13 protein-coding genes are annotated in these 16,638 nt (G+C 71.3%); 6 read left to right on the top strand and 7 right to left on the bottom strand.

Annotated elements, in window-relative coordinates:
* Window positions 1-7 precede the first annotated feature (7 nt).
* Window positions 8-2,218 carry an MMPL family transporter gene (locus AB0F04_RS05810; RefSeq protein ID WP_362038145.1) on the bottom strand — a complete coding sequence of 737 codons (2,211 nt, stop codon included), beginning with the start codon at window positions 2,216-2,218 and terminating at the stop codon, window positions 8-10.
* Between the two features lie 160 nt (window positions 2,219-2,378).
* On the opposite strand from AB0F04_RS05810, the gene AB0F04_RS05815 reads away from it, so the two are divergent.
* The 3 genes from AB0F04_RS05815 to AB0F04_RS05825 all read left to right on the top strand — a co-directional run bounded on the left by AB0F04_RS05815 (window position 2,379) and on the right by AB0F04_RS05825 (window position 5,773).
* The gene (locus AB0F04_RS05815; RefSeq protein WP_362038147.1) at window positions 2,379-3,056 is read left to right on the top strand and encodes a TetR/AcrR family transcriptional regulator; all 678 of its coding nucleotides are present in this window, start codon (window positions 2,379-2,381) and stop codon (window positions 3,054-3,056) included.
* Window positions 3,057-3,126: 70 nt separating this feature from the next.
* Window positions 3,127-3,366: a heavy-metal-associated domain-containing protein gene (locus tag AB0F04_RS05820; RefSeq protein WP_362038149.1), complete on the top strand. Its 240-nt coding sequence runs from the start codon at window positions 3,127-3,129 to the stop codon at window positions 3,364-3,366.
* A 169-nt stretch (window positions 3,367-3,535) separates the two neighbouring features.
* Window positions 3,536-5,773, top strand: a complete 2,238-nt coding sequence (locus tag AB0F04_RS05825; RefSeq protein ID WP_362038151.1) for a heavy metal translocating P-type ATPase — start codon at window positions 3,536-3,538, stop codon at window positions 5,771-5,773.
* Window positions 5,774-6,424: 651 nt separating this feature from the next.
* Here the strand turns inward: AB0F04_RS05825 and AB0F04_RS05830 are convergent.
* Together AB0F04_RS05830 and AB0F04_RS05835 are read right to left on the bottom strand one after the other, a co-directional pair.
* Window positions 6,425-7,714: a citrate synthase gene (locus tag AB0F04_RS05830; protein WP_362038153.1), complete on the bottom strand. Its 1,290-nt coding sequence runs from the start codon at window positions 7,712-7,714 to the stop codon at window positions 6,425-6,427.
* A gap of 179 nt (window positions 7,715-7,893) precedes the next feature.
* Window positions 7,894-10,173, bottom strand: coding sequence for an ATP-dependent RecD-like DNA helicase (locus tag AB0F04_RS05835; RefSeq protein ID WP_362038155.1), 2,280 nt, complete (start codon window positions 10,171-10,173; stop codon window positions 7,894-7,896).
* Window positions 10,174-10,416: 243 nt separating this feature from the next.
* On the opposite strand from AB0F04_RS05835, the gene AB0F04_RS05840 reads away from it, so the two are divergent.
* The 3 genes from AB0F04_RS05840 (at window position 10,417) to AB0F04_RS05850 (ending at window position 11,559) form a co-directional block, all read left to right on the top strand.
* Window positions 10,417-10,635 (top strand): hypothetical protein, encoded by a 219-nt coding sequence (locus tag AB0F04_RS05840; protein WP_362038157.1) that lies wholly within the window; start codon window positions 10,417-10,419, stop codon window positions 10,633-10,635.
* Between the two features lie 79 nt (window positions 10,636-10,714).
* Window positions 10,715-10,885, top strand: a complete 171-nt coding sequence (locus AB0F04_RS05845; protein WP_159038809.1) for a hypothetical protein — start codon at window positions 10,715-10,717, stop codon at window positions 10,883-10,885.
* 158 nt (window positions 10,886-11,043) lie between these two features.
* A complete protein-coding gene (locus tag AB0F04_RS05850) occupies window positions 11,044-11,559 on the top strand; it encodes a GNAT family N-acetyltransferase (RefSeq protein ID WP_362038160.1) in 516 nt (171 codons plus the stop codon).
* Between the two features lie 97 nt (window positions 11,560-11,656).
* Here the strand turns inward: AB0F04_RS05850 and AB0F04_RS05855 are convergent, their stop codons facing one another.
* From AB0F04_RS05855 to AB0F04_RS05870, 4 genes are all read right to left on the bottom strand, one after another.
* Complete coding sequence (locus AB0F04_RS05855) at window positions 11,657-11,974, bottom strand: hypothetical protein (RefSeq protein ID WP_362038162.1); 318 nt, start codon at window positions 11,972-11,974, stop codon at window positions 11,657-11,659.
* Between the two features lie 215 nt (window positions 11,975-12,189).
* Entirely contained in the window at window positions 12,190-14,373 is a 2,184-nt protein-coding gene (locus AB0F04_RS05860) for a bifunctional polysaccharide deacetylase/glycosyltransferase family 2 protein (protein WP_362038164.1), read from the bottom strand.
* A gap of 962 nt (window positions 14,374-15,335) precedes the next feature.
* Window positions 15,336-15,725, bottom strand: a complete 390-nt coding sequence (gene rbsD / locus AB0F04_RS05865) for a D-ribose pyranase (protein ID WP_362038166.1) — start codon at window positions 15,723-15,725, stop codon at window positions 15,336-15,338.
* Entirely contained in the window at window positions 15,722-16,624 is a 903-nt protein-coding gene (locus tag AB0F04_RS05870; protein ID WP_362038168.1) for a ribokinase, read from the bottom strand. The genes rbsD and AB0F04_RS05870 overlap by 4 nt, the downstream gene beginning before the upstream one ends.
* Window positions 16,625-16,638 lie beyond the last annotated feature (14 nt).

The raw sequence follows: 16,638 nt of genomic DNA on the forward strand, positions 1-16,638 counted from the left end.
GGGAACGCTAACCCGGGGCCCCGACCTTGTCCCGGGCCGGTTCCGCCTCCTCCGCCGGTGCCGGCTCCTCCCCCTCTGTCAGGCCGAAGCGTGCGTGGAAGCGGCGCAGGGGGCCCGGGGCCCACCAGGTGGCGCTGCCCGTGAGGCGCATGACCGCGGGGACCAGGAGGCTGCGGACGATCATCGCGTCCATCAGGACCGCCAGGGCGATGCCCAGGCCGAGCATCTTGGTGTTGGTCACCCGGGAGGTGCCTATCGCGACCATCACCACCGCCAGGATGACCGCCGCCGCCGAGATCAGCCCGCCGGTGTGCTGGAGGCCGTGGCGGACGGCCCGGTCGTGGTCGCCGGTGTGGTCGTACTCCTCCTTGATGCGGGAGAGCAGGAACACCCCGTAGTCCATGGACAGGCCGAAGGCCACGCAGAACATCAGGACCGGCAGGGTCGTCTCGACGGATCCGGGGCTGGTGAAGCCGAGCAGGCCGGACAGGTGGCCGTCCTGGAAGACCCAGACGACCGCGCCGAACATGGCCGTCAGACTGAGCGCGTTCAGGACGACCGCCTGGACCGGAATCAGCACGCTGCCCGTGAGGAGGAAGACCAGGAGGAGGGTGACGACCGTGATGAAGACGGCGGCGAGCGGCAGGCGCTCCCCTATGGCGTCCTTGGAGTCGACCAGGACTGCGGCCGTGCCGGTCACCTCGGTGTCGAAGGGGGCCCGGAGCTCGCGCAGTTCACCGACGAGACGCTGCGCCGGATCGCCGACCGCCTCACCCTTCGGCAGGACCGTGAAGTACGCGGAGTCGCCCTTCACCAGCGGCCCGTCCACTCGCGCGGCATCGGGGAGCCGGGCGATCCGCTCCTTGTAGGCGCCGTACTGCGCCTCGGTGGCACGGCCCTCGGCCAGCACTTCGAGGCCGCCGCCGGGGCTGCCCGGGAAGCCTTCCCGGATGTGCTGCTGCACGACATGGGACTCGGAGGACGAGGGCAGCTGGCGGTCGTCGGCGGTGCCGAACTTCACGCCCAGGAAGGGCAGTCCGAGCAGGACGAGGACGGCCGTGGTGCCCAGCGCGAAGAACGGGGCGCGGCGCATGACGAGGGTCGCCGTGCGCGCCCAGGCCCTGCCTTCCTCCCCGGCCGGCTTCGGCCGCCGTCCCCGCCGGAACAAGCGGCGCAGATCCCAGGAGTCGACCCGGTGCCCGAGCAGCACCAGCGCGGCCGGGAGCAGGATCAGCGCGGCCGCCGCGGCCAGCAGGACGACGGCGATCCCGGCGTAGGCGAACGACCGCAGGAAGTACTGCGGGAAGACCAGCATCGCGGCCAGGGACACCGCGACCGTGAGGGCGGAGAAGAGCACGGTACGGCCTGCCGTGCGCAGGGTGGTGCCGATCGCCGTCACGGGTTCGGCGCCCGTCGACAGTTCCTCGCGGAAGCGGCGGACGATGAACAGGGCGTAGTCGATGGCGAGGCCGAGTCCGAGCGCGGTGGTGAGGTTGATCGCGAACACGGACACGTCGGTGAGTTCGGTGAGGCCGCGCAGGATGGCGTTGGTCCCGAGGATGGCGACGATGCCGATGCCGAGCGGCAGCAGGGCCGCGACGGCGCTGCCGAAGACCATCACCAGCAGGACGAGCGTCACCGGCAGGGCGATGAGCTCGGCCCGGGTCAGGTCCTCCTGGATGATCGTCTGCATCTCGTGCCGCACGGCGACCGGGCCGCCGACCGTGACCTCCGCCGGGCCGTGCACGCCGCGGTAGTGGGGCGCGATGCGCTCCAGGGTCTCGCCGGCGGTCTTCTCGTCGCCGGTGATGCGGGCGGCGATCAGTGCCTCGTGGCCGTCCTCCGAGCGCAGGGCCGCGGCGCCGGACTGCCAGTAGGAGCCGATGCCGGTGACGCCCCGTTCGCCCGCCAGCCGCTCGGTGAGCCGCTCGGCCTCGGCGGCGACGGCCGGGTCGTCGACCGAGGCGCCGCCCGCGTCGAGCAGGAGCAGGAAGTTGGGCTGGGAGCCGGGGAATTCGCGCTCCAGGGTCTTGGTCGCGTGGGTGGACTCGGCGGCCGGGTCCTCCCAGCCTCCGGCGCCGAGCCGGTCGGCGACGCCGCTGCCGGCCAGGACCGCGAGCGCGGTGAGCACGAGCGCCACCAGCAGAGACAGTCTGGGCCGGGCGGTGACGAAACGGGTCCAGCCCCCGACGCGCGGTGGTGTGTTGACTTCGGTCATCGTGCGGTGTCCCCTTCACCGTGACCCGTGCCCAGGCGCAGCCTGGCAGCACGGAGCTGCCATAGACTGGCAAACACGAGAGATCGCTCGCATTTCCGGATCCAGAATGCGAGTGACCGCTCGCGTTTGTCAATCGCGTGATGAGACCTGGGGATGCCGCGTGCCCGAAAAGCCCGAGAAAGCCGGAACCGAGACGACGGCGGCGACCACCGAAGACCGGCCGCGCCGCCGCCAGGCCCGCGGCGAACGCCGCATCACCCAGCTGCTCGAGGCCGCCGCCGCGGTCTTCTCCACGACGGGCTACACGGCCGCCAGCACCAACGCCATCGCCCGTGAGGCGGGCGTCTCGCCGGGCACGCTGTACCAGTTCTTCCCGAACAAGGAAGCGATCGCGATCGAGCTGGGCAGTCGGCTCATGCACGAGATGCGGCAGTCGTACGACGAGATCCTGACCCCGATCGACCCGGCGGCTACTCCGCTGGAGGAGGTGATCACCGGGGCGGTCGACCGGTTCATCGAGTTCAACGGCCGCCACCCGGCCTTCTTCGCACTGATGCACGGCCCCGACATCCCGGGGCGCATCGCCGAGGAGCACGACGCGCTGCACACCACACTGGTGGCCCGGGTCGAGGCGCTCCTCATTCCGTTCGTACCCGACGCGTCCACCCCGGCCGTCACCCGCACCGCCCGGATGTGCGTCGGCATCTACAAGGCCGGCCTGGAGCTGGTCCTGGCCCACGAGGGAGCGGAGCGGGAGGCGTACATCCAGGAGTTGAAGGACGCCCTTCTGCGGTACCTGCGACCGCTGGCGGGGGCATCGTGCGTTGATACCCCCTAGGGGTACAGTTGGTGGTGCGGATCCCCCAGCGGACCCCACAGCCCCACACGCCTCTGCGAGGAGTAACGACATGACCGTCCAGACCGACACCACGGGCCCCGTCACCACCGTCTTCAAGGTGAGCGGCATGAGCTGCGGACACTGCGAGGGCGCGGTCTCCGGCGAGATCTCCCAGATCTCCGGCGTGAGCTCGGTGACGGCCGTCGCCAAGACCGGCGAGGTCACCGTCGTCTCCGCGACCCCGATCGACGACGAGGCCGTGCGCGCCGCCGTCGACGAGGCCGGCTTCGAACTGGCCGGCCGCGCCTGAGCCACCCATATCGGCGGTCGCAGGTCCGGACCGCGTCGGCCCGCCCACCGGTCGGCAGGTCTGGGACCCGCCGGCCCTGGCACTCGTACCCGTGTACGGGCCGTACCCCGCCGCCCCGGTCCGTACGGCCCGTTCCGCTTGCGGGCACCCCGTCTCCAGGAGTGAGGACATGACCAGCACCACCGCCAAGGCGCCGACCGGCCGGGAGCCCGCGCTCGCCGAGGTCGAGCTGCTCATCGGCGGGATGACCTGCGCCTCCTGTGCGGCCCGCGTCGAGAAGAAGCTCAACCGCATGGACGGTGTCACGGCCACGGTCAACTACGCGACGGAAAAGGCACGGATCGCCTATGCCGAGGGCACCGAGGTCGCCGATCTGATCGCCACCGTGGTGAAGACCGGCTACACCGCCGAGGAGCCCGCGCCCCCCCGGGAGGAGAGCACCGACGCCGAGGAGGACCCCGAGCTCTCGGCCGTCCGGCGGCGCCTGACCGTCTCCGCCGCCCTCGCCCTGCCCGTCGTCCTGCCGGCCATGGTCCCGGCGCTGCAGTTCGACAACTGGCAGTGGCTCTCCCTCACGCTGGCCGCACCGGTCGTCGTCTGGGGCGGACTCCCCTTCCACCGGGCCGCCTGGACGAACGCCCGGCACGGCAACGCCACCATGGACACGCTGGTCTCCCTGGGCACCCTCGCCGCCTTCGCCTGGTCCCTGTGGGCGCTGTTTCTCGGCGACGCGGGCATGCCGGGCATGCGGCACCCGTTCGAGTTCACCGTCTCGCGCGGCGACGGCGCCTCCTCGATCTACCTGGAGGTCGCCTCAGGGGTCACCGCCTTCATCCTGCTGGGCCGCTATCTGGAGGCCCGCTCCAAGCGCCGCGCCGGAGCCGCGCTCAGGGCGCTGATGGACCTGGGCGCCAAGGACGTGGCCGTGCTGCGGGACGGGCGCGAGGTGCGGATCCCGGCGCAGCGGCTGGCCGTCGGCGACCGGTTCGTCGTACGGCCCGGGGAGAAGATCGCCACCGACGGCACGGTCGTCGAGGGCGCCTCCGCGGTCGACGCCTCGATGCTGACCGGCGAGTCCGTGCCGGTGGACGTGACGGCCGGGGACACGGTCACCGGTGCGACGGTCAACGCGGGCGGGCGGCTGGTCGTCGAGGCCACCCGGGTCGGCGCCGACACCCGGCTCGCGCGGATGGCGAAGCTGGTGGAGGACGCGCAAAGCGGCAAGGCCGAGGTGCAGCGGCTCGCCGACCGGGTCTCCGGGATCTTCGTGCCGGTGGTCCTGCTGATCGCCGTCGCCACGGCCGGGGCCTGGCTCGGGGTGACCGGGGACGGTGTCGCCGCGTTCACCGCGGCCGTGGCGGTCCTGATCATCGCCTGCCCGTGCGCGCTGGGCCTGGCCACGCCGACCGCGCTGATGGTGGGCACGGGGCGGGGCGCGCAGCTCGGCATCCTCATCAAGGGCCCCGAGGTCCTGGAGTCCACGCGCCGGGTGGACACCGTCGTCCTCGACAAGACCGGCACGGTCACCACCGGCCGGATGGTGCTCCAGGAGGTGCACGTCGCCGAGGGCACCGACGAGAAGGAGGCGCTGCGGCTCGCGGGCGCCGTCGAGCACGCCTCCGAGCACCCCGTCGCCCGTGCGATCGCGCGGGGCGCCGAGGAGAGCACCGGGCCGCTCCCGGACGTCGAAGGGTTCGAGAACGTGCCGGGGCGGGGCGCACGCGGGCGCGTGGAGGGCCGTGACGTCACCGTCGGGCGGCTCTTCGACGACGTCCCGCCGGAGCTGGCCCGCGCGCGGGACGAGGCCGAACGGGCCGGGCGTACGGCCGTCCTGGCCGGCTGGGACGGGGCGGCGCGGGCCGTGCTGGCCGTGGCGGACGCGGTGAAGGAGACCAGCGCCGAAGCCGTACGGGAGCTGCGCGCGCTGGGGCTCACTCCGGTCCTGCTGACCGGGGACAACCGGACGGTGGCCCAGGCGGTGGCCGCGGCCGTGGGGATCGAGCAGGTGGTGGCCGAGGTGCTGCCCGAGGACAAGGTCGACGCGGTACGGCGGCTGCAGGCCGAGGGCCGGGTCGTCGCCATGGTCGGCGACGGCGTCAACGACGCGGCCGCGCTCGCCGCCGCCGATCTGGGGCTGGCCCTGGGCACCGGCACGGACGCGGCGATCGAGGCGGGTGATCTGACGCTGGTCCGCGGCGATCTGCGCGTGGCCGCGGACGCGATCCGGCTGTCCCGCCGGACCCTGGCCACGATCAAGGGCAACCTGGTGTGGGCCTTCGGCTACAACGTGGCCGCGCTGCCGCTGGCCGCCGCGGGCCTGCTGAACCCGATGATCGCCGGGGCCGCGATGGCTTTCTCGTCGGTCTTCGTCGTCACGAACAGTCTGCGACTGCGGACATTTCGGTGAAGTCGCCCGAATTCCCCCCACGTTCAAGGCGAACGTGATTTGAGCCCCTCTGGAGTCCCGGCCCAGGCTCACATAAGCTCTTCACAAGGCTCGCGCATCTTCCTTACGCTTGGGCCTCGGACGGGATATCCGAGGCTCTTGCGCATCTAACGGACATATGCAAGAGACGCAGATCACAGTGATGTGAACGTAACCATCCGAGGGGTTCGAAGGTCTAAGTTGACGATGTCGGGCAGCGTCTTGGGGGGCGCCACCTGGCATCTGGGGATGTCTTGGGGGACTTCCTCAGGTGGGGGTACCTCCCTGCTCGAACGGAGTTGAGAGCTTGGGGGAGCGTTGCCGGGGCACGTACACCGGGAAGCTTTGAGCGGCCCTCCCGGGCGTGCGCTGTCCCGGCAGATCGCACCTCACAGAAGTACGGCGAGTTCTGCTCGTTTGGCTCAACAGCGATTCAGGCGCTGTCCTCACAGACGCCCGGCCGGATCCCGTGGGGGGAATCCGTACCGGGACTGGGAAGGCGCCCTGGTCGTCGGCCCGTGGGGGGACCGACGCCGGGGCGCCTTCTTCATTGCGTAAGAAATCCCGTGAAAGATCACGCGAAGGCCCCCGCATCCGGCAAGCGGATACGGGGGCCTGACGCGATGACCGCGCTCAGCGCTGCTCGACGGGGACGAAGTCGCGCTCGACCACGCCCGTGTAGATCTGGCGCGGGCGGCCGATGCGGGAGCCCGGCTCCTTGATCATCTCGTGCCACTGGGCGATCCAGCCCGGCAGCCGGCCGAGGGCGAACAGGACCGTGAACATCTCGGTCGGGAAGCCCATGGCCCGGTAGATCAGACCCGTGTAGAAGTCGACGTTCGGGTAGAGGCTGCGCTCGACGAAGTAGTCGTCGGACAGCGCGTGCTCCTCCAGCTTCAGCGCGATGTCCAGCAGCTCGTCGGACTTGCCGAGAGCGGACAGCACGTCGTGCGCGGCGGCCTTGATGATCTTGGCGCGCGGGTCGAAGTTCTTGTAGACCCGGTGGCCGAAGCCCATCAGGCGGACGCCGTCCTCCTTGTTCTTCACCTTGCGGATGAAGGTGTCGACGTCGCCGCCGGAGTCGCGGATGCCCTCCAGCATCTCCAGCACGGACTGGTTGGCGCCGCCGTGCAGCGGGCCCCAGAGCGCGTTGATGCCGGCGGAGATCGAGGCGAACATGTTCGCCTGCGAGGAGCCGACCAGGCGGACCGTGGAGGTCGAACAGTTCTGCTCGTGGTCCGCGTGCAGGATCAGCAGCTTGTCGAGCGCGGAGACCACGGTCGGGTCCAGCTCGTACTCCTGCGCCGGGACCGAGAAGGTCATGCGGAGGAAGTTCTCGACGTAGCCGAGGTCGTTGCGCGGATAGACGAACGGGTGACCGATCGACTTCTTGTACGCGTACGCCGCGATCGTCGGGAGCTTGGCGAGCAGGCGGATCGTGGAGAGGTTGCGCTGGCGCTCGTCGAACGGGTTGTGGCTGTCCTGGTAGAACGTGGACAGCGCCGAGACGACCGAGGAGAGCATCGCCATCGGGTGGGCGTCGCGCGGGAAGCCCTTGTAGAAGTTCTTGACGTCCTCGTGCAGCAGGGTGTGCTGCGTGATGTCGTTCTTGAACACCGAGAGCTCGTCGACGGTCGGCAGCTCGCCGTTGATGAGCAGGTAGGCGACCTCCAGGAAGGTGGAGCGCTCGGCCAGCTGCTCGATCGGGTAACCGCGGTACCGCAGGATGCCCGCTTCGCCGTCCAGGTACGTGACGGCGGATTTATACGCGGCCGTGTTGCCGTAACCGCTGTCCAGCGTCACCAGACCGGTCTGGGCGCGGAGCTTTCCGATGTCGAAGCCCTTGTCACCGACGGTGCTGTCGATCACCGGGTAGGTGTACTCGCCGTCGCCGTACCGCAGTACTACAGAGTTGTCGCTCACGTCTTCCCTCACCGACGTTGTGCCTCATCTTCGAGGTTGCCCTGACTGTCTCTACCATCCCCCACTTGGCTCAGGAGAGTGCACTCGGGGTCGACCATCGGGCCTATTGACGGCACTGAGTGCCGTCAACTTGCTCATCCTGCCCCCTGCGCTCCCCTTCCGGAAGTGCCTTGTGACCTTCACGACTCATTTGATCGATCATTTTTCGCGGAACCGAGCCGGAAGTCGAGTGCCGTGCACCGCCGGCCTGCCGAAACGGTGCGCACCGCCTGGCCGATCGCCTTGCGCGAACCGACGAGGACGACCAGCTGTTTGGCCCGGGTGACCGCCGTGTAGAGCAGGTTGCGCTGGAGCATCATCCAGGCGCCCGTGGTGACCGGGATGACGACCGCCGGGTACTCGCTGCCCTGGGAGCGGTGGATCGTCACGGCGTACGCGTGGGCCAGCTCGTCGAGTTCGTCGAACTCGTACGGCACCTCCTCGTCCTCGTCCGTGAGCACCGTCAGGCGCTGGTCGACCGGGTCGAGCGAGGTGACCACCCCGACGGTGCCGTTGAAGACACCGTTCTTGCCCTTCTCGTAATTGTTGCGAATCTGGGTGACCTTGTCGCCGACACGGAACACCCGTCCGCCGAATCTCTTCTCGGGCAGGTCGGGACGGCCCGGGGTGACGGCTTGCTGGAGCAGGCCGTTGAGGGTGCCGGCGCCGGCCGGGCCGCGGTGCATGGGGGCGAGGACCTGGACGTCCCGGCGGGGGTCCAGGCCGAACTTGGCCGGAATGCGGCGGGTAGCCACGTCGACGGTGAGCCGCCCGGCGGCCTCGGTGTCGTCCTCGACGAAGAGGAAGAAGTCCTTCATGCCGTCCGTGACCGGGTGTTGGCCGGCGTTGATCCGGTGCGCGTTCGTCACCACGCCGGACTGCTGGGCCTGCCGGAAGACCCGGGTGAGGCGCACCGCGGGGATCGGGCCGCCGTCGGCCAGGAGGTCGCGGAGCACCTCCCCCGCGCCGACGCTGGGCAGCTGGTCCACGTCCCCCACGAAGAGCAGGTGCGCCCCCGGCGGGACGGCCTTCACCAGCTTGTTGGCGAGCAGCAGGTCCAGCATGGACGCCTCGTCGACCACCACCAGGTCGGCGTCCAGCGGGCGGTCCCGGTCGTAGGCCGCGTCGCCGCCGGGCTTGAGCTCCAGCAGGCGGTGGACGGTGGAGGCCTCGGCGCCGGTCAGCTCGGACAGGCGCTTGGCGGCCCGGCCGGTGGGGGCGGCGAGCACGACCTTCGCCTTCCTGGCACGGGCCAGCTCCACGATGGAGCGGACCGTGAAGGACTTGCCGCAGCCCGGGCCGCCGGTGAGGACGGCGACCTTCTCGGTCAGCGCCAGCCTGACGGCGGCCTCCTGCTCGGGCGCGAGATCGGTGCCCGTGCGCCCCTTCAGCCAGCTCAGCGCCTTGTCCCAGGCCACGCTCCGGAAGCCCGGCATGCGGTCCTCGCCCGTGCGCAGCAGGCGCAGCAGCTGGGCGGAGAGGGAGAGTTCGGCGCGGTGGAAGGGGACGAGGTAGATCGCGGTGACGGGCTCGCCGCCGTCCGGGCCGGGCACCTTCTCCCGTACGACGCCGGGGTCCCCGCCGTCCTCCTGGGGCTCGGCCAGCTCGGCCAGGCACTCGATGACCAGGCCCGTGTCGACCTGGAGCAGCTTCACCGCGTCCTTGATCAGCTGTTCCTCCGGCAGGAAGCAGTGGCCCTGGTCGGTGGACTGGGACAGCGCGTACTGCAGGCCCGCCTTGACGCGCTCGGGGCTGTCGTGCGGGATGCCGACCGACTGGGCGATCTTGTCGGCGGTGAGGAAGCCGATGCCCCAGACGTCGGAGGCGAGCCGGTAGGGCTGGTTCTTCACGACCGAGATGGAGGCGTCGCCGTACTTCTTGTAGATGCGCACGGCGATGGAGGTGGACACCTCGACGGTCTGGAGGAAGAGCATGACCTCCTTGATGGCCTTCTGCTCCTCCCAGGCGTCGGCGATCTTCTTCGTGCGCTTGGGGCCGAGCCCGGGGACCTCGATGAGGCGCTTGGGCTCCTCCTCGATGATCGTGAGGGTGTCGACGCCGAAGTGCTGGGTGATGCGGTCGGCGAAGACCGGGCCGATGCCCTTGACCAGGCCGGAGCCGAGGTAGCGGCGGATGCCCTGGACGGTGGCCGGCAGGACGGTCGTGTAGTTCTCCACGTGGAACTGCTTGCCGTACTGCGGGTGGGAGCCCCAACGGCCCTCCATGCGCAGGGATTCACCGACCTGCGCGCCGAGCAGGGCACCGACGACCGTGAGCAGGTCACCGGCGCCTCTGCCGGTGTCGACCCGGGCGACCGTGTAGCCGTTCTCCTCGTTGACGTAGGTGATGCGTTCGAGTACGCCTTCCAGCGTGGCCAGTCGCCGCTCGCCCGTCTGGGCGGCCCCCGCCTGATCGGTCATGATCCGACCGTACCGCCCGGGTACGACAGCGCGGCGGGACCGGACCTTCGGAGGGGGTTTCCCATCAAGCGACCGATCAGTATGCGGTCGCGGCTTCACCTTTCACGGTGAATCCACAAGAAAGGCGGAAACTTTACACTTCAAGCATCACGCCTTCCCTCTTCGCGGTGACACCCCGTGGAAGAATTCAGAGGTCCATGAAAAAAGGGGGGCGGACTCGATTCCGGAGCGACCGTGATACCGATGCGCCCGCCAGGCCCGAGCACCCCCGGCCGCGCGTACGCGGCGGGCACGCTTCTCGTCGGCCTGTGCGCCGTCGGCACGTTGACCCTGCTCGTGACGGCTCCGCTGTCCGGGCGGCACGCGATCGTGGCCCCGGGTGACTCCGCGCCGAACGGGAGCACCCACGGCTCGCCCCCGTCGCACATGGCACCGCCGCGCTTCCCGCCCCCTGCGGGGTGAGGGGCCGGGTTGATTCCGCCTCGGCCGCCCCTTTCCCCGGCCCCGCACGACGACGACCGACGACCGACGACGAGGAACGATGTCACCCCAGGCCCAGAGCGTCGCCCTGTGGATCATGTCCCTGGCCATCAACGTCACGGCGGCGTGCGCGGGGATCGTCTGGGGCTGGGAGGCCTTCGCGCAGTTCCTGCTGCCGGCGTTCGGATCGGTGGTGGGGGCGTCCATGGTGAGCTACAGCCTGCGGCGGTGAGGCCGCGGGCCGGCTGACCGAACGGGAACGAGCGGCGGCGCCGGCCTCGGTCAAGGCGCCCGTCGCGCGCATCGCCGCGACTGCCCCGGCGACCGTGCGCCGAGAGTGGGCGAAAGTCGATTGCCGCCCCGCGATCCCGCTGACTAGTGTCCCCCGGCATGCCTCCGACACTGCGCACCCCACGCCTGTTGCTCGACCCCTACGACCCGGACGACGAGGAGAGCTTCGTCGCTCTGTTCCAGGACACGAGGGTGTCCCGGTGGATGGGTGACGGACCTGTCACCGAGGCGGAGGACCGGGCGCTGTTCGGGCGGATCTTCAGCAAGGTGTACGCGGCGAACCTGTTCGACGTGTGGGCGGTCCGGCGTGGGGGGCTCCTGGTCGGGCACGCGGAGATCAAGCCGACCGAAGAGGCCGGGGGGCACGAGATCGTCTATGCCCTGGGACCCGAGGTCTGGGGCGGCGGGCTCGGAACGGAGCTGGCGGAGGCGCTGGTGGGTTACGGCTTCGAGGCGCTCGGGCTGACCGAGGTGCACGCCACCGTGGCCGCGCAGAACGAGGCGTCACTGCGTCTGCTGGGGAAGATCGGGTTCGGGCACACCCGGGACATCGTCGAGGACGACGGCACCCTGACGCACCTGCTGACCCGCCGGCTCCCGGGGCACGCCCGGTGAGGCACGGGTACGGCGCCGTCCGGCGGCACCGTACCCGAAACAGCAGGGAGGGGCGCCGAGCGCCCGCACCACGTCGGCTGCGCTGCGCGCCGGCAGGTCAGGGGACCAACACGGGCCGCAGGAAACCTCCGGTCTCCTCCTGCTCGCTCGCCGCCGCGCCCTCGTCGCACCGGGTGTCCTGCGCCTGCATGGCCTGGGGCCCGAACAGCACACCCCAGACGATGTTTTCGAGGCCCTGCTTCTGCACACGGGTGCTCTGGCACGAAGAGCTCTGGTCCGCGCCGCGGTCGGGCGGTGCGGCGGCGTGGGCCGCGACGGGGGCGGCGGAGGTCAGGGCGGCCGCGAGGACGATGACGGTCGCGCCGGCCGAGTGGGCGAGCGAACGGTGCACGGAGTGCAGTCGGGGAGTTTTCATGATCACACCCTGAGCGCAGAGCACCCGGGAGGCAGGCTGACGGCCCCGGGGGACGGGCCAACTCAACCCGATCGTGCGATGCGCCGAGGGCGATCGAACGAGCCGGCGGCGGCAGGGGCGGCGTCAGGGCGCCCCGGTGACCTGGATGCCCGCGGCGCGCCGGGTGCGCCATCCGGCCCAGGACGTGTCCGCACCACCCGCCGCCCGAGGCCGGTTCACGTCCGGTGGGTGGAGGGCTGAGGCGGCAGCATCACGTCTCCGCTGCGGTTGAGCCGCTGCCAGGGCAGCCGGTAGCCGTGGATCGCGGTCAGGCAGGCCTGGACGAGGACCAGGTACATCACCTGGCGGTAGACGACCTGCTGGAGCGGGAGCGCCCAGAGGGGCCGGAGCCGTTCGCCGTCGAGGTGGAAGGCGTACGCGGCGCAGACGGCCTGGACGGCCAGCACCCCGCTCCAGGCCAGCACCGTGGTGAGCGGGTTCCCGAACACCAGGCCGTACAGGGCCAGTATGTCGATCAGCGGGGCGAGCAGCGGGGTGAGGATCTGGAAGACGGTCAGCAGGGGCAGACCGAGACGGCCGAAGCGGCCCGCCGGGCCACGCTCGACCAGAGCGTGCCGGTGCTTCCACGCCGCCTGCATCGTGCCGTAGCTCCACCGGTAGCGCTGGCGCCACAGTTGCCGCAGTGAGGCCGGTGCCTCGGTCCAGGCGAGGGCGTCCGGCGCGTAGCGGATCTCCCACCCGGCCCGGTGCAGGGCCATGGTGATGTCGGTGTCCTCGGCGAGGGTGTCCGCACTCATCATCCCGGCGTCCCGCAGGGCCTCGACCCGGAATGCCCCCGCGGCACCGGGAATGGTGGGCATGCAGTGCAGCAGGTCGTACATGCGGCGGTCGAGGTTGAAGCCCATGACGTACTCGATGTGCTGCCAGCGGCCGAGCAGATGCCGGCGGTTGCCGACCTTGGCGTTGCCCGCGACGGCGCCGACGCGCGGGTCGGCGAACGGCTGGACGAGACGGCCGACGGTCGAGGGGGCGAAGACGGTGTCGGCGTCCAGCATGACGACGAGGTCGTGCGAGGCCCGCATGACGCCGTTGTTGAGGGCGGACGCTTTGCCGCCGTTGGGCTGCCGGACGACGGTGACGTTCTCCAGGGCGAGGGACCGCGCGAGGTCGGCGGTGCGGTCGTGGGATCCGTCGTCCACGACGATGATCTCGACGGGGTGGTCGCTCGCGGCGAGCGACCGGAGTGTCTTACGGATGCACAACTCCTCGTCGTAGGCGGGCACGACGACGCTGACAGGCCGGGTGACGGGCCGGTGGAGTGCGGTGTGCCGGCGCCGGTGCCGGCGGGCGTGACGGCCGGCCAGCACGAGCAGGACCACACACCGGGCGAGGACGAGGGAACCGACCACCAGCAGCAGCACGCCGACCGCCGACACCGCTGCCCCCGACACGGTGACAGCGGCCACGAAGAAGCGGCCCTGCCACAACTCCCCTGTGCCGACGGGGCTGGTGAAACTGTCGGTGCCGACGAGGCCGGCGAGGGTGGTGAAGCGATAGCCCTGGGCCTTCAGCCGGGGGATCAGGCTCTGGAGGGCTTCGACGGTCTGTGACCTGTCCCCTCCCGCGTCGTGCAGGAGGACGACGCCCCCGGCCGGCGGGTCGGGCATGGCCGCGTCGGCGATGACCCGCGCGCCCGGCCGCCGCCAGTCTTCGGTGTCCTGGTCGATGAAGGCCAGGACGTAACCCTTCTCCCCCAGGCGCCGGGTCACGGTCCACGCCCGGCTGTCGAGGGCCGAGATGGTCGAGGAGTAGGGCATCCGCATCAGCGACGTGTTGATGCCCGCGGCCCCGGCGAGGGCGAGTTGGGTCAGCGCGAGCTCACGGTCGACGGCGCTCGCGGACTGGGTGGCCAGGTCGGGGTGGGAGAAGGTGTGCACGCCGACCTCGTGACCGGAACGGATCACACGGCGCAGAACTTCCGGGTGCCGGACGGTCTGTTGCCCGGTGACGAAGAAGGTGCCGGGCGTGCCGTAGTGGTCGAGAACGGCCAGTATGCGGGGTGTCCAGGTGGGGTCGGGGCCGTCGTCGAAGGTCAGCACGACGGTCCTGGCCGGCGGGCGGTAGGTCCGCAGGTGACCATGGGTGGTGTCGACGACCGGGCCGCCGTCGGCGATCACGCGGGGGCCGCCGGAGGCGGGGCGCCCGGCGCGCCCTTCCTGGTCGCCGGCGAATCCCCGCGTGGTGTACCCCTCGATCAGGAGGACCGAGGCGACGAAGGCCAGCAGGACGAGGGGCACGACGAGGCGGAACCGGTGCCGCGGCGACAGGGGCGCTCGCGTCCCCCGCGGACCGGGCGGCCTCGGTGAGGGGCCGGGTGACCGATGAGGGCGCCGCCGCATCAGGAAGCCTCGGCCGCCGAGGGGCTGGAGGGCAGGGAGGGTGCCGTGGAAGCGGACGGCGCCGCGGGGCTGGGGGCCGGGGCCGGCCCGGGGGGCTGGGAGGCGGGCGGCGGTGTCGTCGGCGCCGGGGGCTGGGGTGCCGGTGGGGCGGGGGCCGGCGGAGCGGTGGTCGGCGGAGTGGTGGTCGGCGGAGTGGGCGGAGGCGAGGCGGGGGTGGTGCCCGCGCCGGGCACCGGGCCGGGTGCGGAGGGATCACCGGGGGTGGTGGGCTGCGCCGGTGAGGTCGGCGATGTTTGTGGTGCTGGTGTGTCAGGAGGGGCCGGGAAGCCGACCGGTGGGTCTTCGGGCACCCGGGGCGGAGCCACGGGAGCGCCGGGCACGGTGGATTGCGGAGTGAGCAGGGTGTTCTGGGATCCGGGGCCGAGGCGGTCCGACGCGGGAAGTTCGCCGGACGCCCGCGGCGTCGGGCCGGGGGTGCGGGGTCCCGGTGCGGCGGGCGCCGCGATGTCGCCGGGCAGGATGGCCTCCGGGGCGAAGGGAGTTGCTCCCATCAGGCTCAGGCCCAGTACCGTCATGTACGTGGCCGCGGCGGCGGCCAGCCCGTAGCCGGTGCGCCGCAGGTACCGCGCACGCCGACCGGAGGAGTCGACGAACACAGGGGCGCTCCGCCCGTCCGACGAATCCTGTCCCGTATGCCCCCTATTGGCCCGAAGAAGCGCCATATGTTCAGCGTACGACGCCGCGGCGAGGGAGAGTTCTCCGAGAAACCGGCAAGAATTTCTTACTCTGCCGTGCAACCCTCCTCGCCTCCCGCGGGTCGTAGTGGGTGTCAGGACCCTTGGGGAGGGGATCTGGGGGGATCGTGGGGTTCCTGACGGGGGAGGGGAAAAGCCGAGGGGGCCCGGTCGACGGACCGGGCCCCCTCGAAACCGTTCACGGCCTGCCGCGACTCGGCGCCGGTGTCAGAAGAAGACCCCACACCTCAGCAGGACGTTCGCGTACGGCCGTGCCTCGCCCGTGCGGACGACCAGCCGGGCCGCCGCCGACAGCTCCTTGAGCCGCTCGTGCGACACGAGGTCCAGCCCGGGGAAGTGCCCTTCCAGCAGCGACGACGCCTCCGGGTTGGCGTCCCGCAGCTCCCGCGCCGCCGTCGCCCCCTCGACCACCAGCTCGGCCAGCAGCCCGTCCAGCACCTCGGCGAACGACGGCACCCCGGCCCGGAAGGCCAGATCCACCAGCCGGGGGCCGTCGGGGATCGGCATGCCCGCGTCGCACACCAGCACCCCGTCCCCGTGGCCGAGCTCGGCCAGCGCACCGGCGAGGTGGCGGTTCAGTATTCCGCTCTTCTTCACTGTGCGGCGACCTCCGCCGCCGTCGGGAAGGACGCCTGCGCGCCCTCCTTCGTCACGGTCGCGGCCCCCACCCGCACCGCGTACGCCGCCGCCTCGGCCAGGGACTCACCCGCCCCCAGCCGCCAGGCCAGCGCGGCGGTGAAGGAGTCGCCCGCCCCTGTCGTGTCCACCGCGTCCACCTTCACGGCCGGCACGCGCGAGACACCCTCCGACGACGCCACCAGCGCGCCCTGTCCGCCCAGCGTGACCACCACCGACCTCGGCCCCTTGGCGAGCAGGATCCGCGCCCAGTCCTCGGGGGTGTCCCCGACGGCGGAGTCACCGAGGATCACCTTCGCCTCGTGCTCGTTCACGATCAGCGGGTCGCAGGCCGCCAGCACCTGCGAGGGAAGGGGGCGCGGCGGTGAGGGGTTCAGCACGAAACGGCTCCCGGGAGCCAGGTTCCGTACGGCCTCCACCACCGTCTCCAGCGGGATCTCCAGTTGCGCCGACACCACCTTGGAGCCCTGGAAGAGACACCCGGCGGCCCTGACGTCCTCGGGCGTGAGGCGGCCGTTGGCGCCGGGCGAGACGACGATGCTGTTGTCCCCGGACGGGTCGACCGTGATCAGTGCGACGCCGGTCGGGGCACCGCCCACCAGGACTCCCACCGTGTCGACGCCCGCCTCGCGCTGCGAGTCCAGCAGCAGCCGGCCGTGCGCGTCGTCGCCGACCCGGGCCAGCAGGGCCGTGCGGGCACCGAGCCGGGCGGCGGCGACCGCCTGGTTCGCGCCCTTGCCGCCCGGGTGAACGGCCAGGTCGGAGCCGAGCACGGTCTCGCCGGCACCGGGCCGGCGCTCCACTGCGATCACCAGGTCGGCGTTGGCCGACCCCACGACCAGGAGGTCGTAGTCGTACATGAGTTGCTCCCCAC

This window comes from Streptomyces sp. NPDC029041 (genome assembly GCF_040637515.1).
GTDB lineage: Bacteria > Actinomycetota > Actinomycetes > Streptomycetales > Streptomycetaceae > Streptomyces.